At 38.7% G+C, this 416-nt stretch carries 1 protein-coding gene; it reads left to right on the plus strand.

Annotation, left to right across the window (positions count from 1 at the left end):
• Positions 1-184: 184 nt before the first annotated feature.
• Positions 185-416 (plus strand): ParA family protein (locus DSOL_RS26395; protein ID WP_427854468.1); only part of this gene is annotated, 232 nt, incomplete at its 3' end.

The following is a 416-nucleotide window of genomic DNA, read 5'->3' on the forward strand; positions in this document are numbered from 1 at the left end:
GTGAATGGGAAAGTCGTGAGCAGTGAGCCTCTCAAGCAAAGTCTTTACAAAGCTTTACCAACAATTATTGCAGTAGGATCATAATAATATATGAGGAATTTAATTATTTGTTAAAAAAATGCGTTAATAGCGCTTTTTTTATTGGAGGTGGTTTGATACTATCTAGAGTATGAGTTGTAAAAGGATGTGTGCGCTATTGATAACTAAAGTAATTGCTGTTGCCAACCAAAAGGGTGGTGTCGCTAAAACTACAACAGCGATAAATCTGAGTGCTTGTTTGGCTGAGCTAGGGAAGCGGGTTCTTCTCGTTGATCTAGACCCCCAGGGTAATGCGACGAGTGGTATCGGAATTTCAAAGCATAAATTGATACGCTGCATCTATGATGTATTGATCAATGATGTTTCCCTTGATCAAG

Source organism: Desulfosporosinus metallidurans, from assembly GCF_001936615.1.
Lineage (GTDB): Bacteria > Bacillota > Desulfitobacteriia > Desulfitobacteriales > Desulfitobacteriaceae > Desulfosporosinus > Desulfosporosinus metallidurans.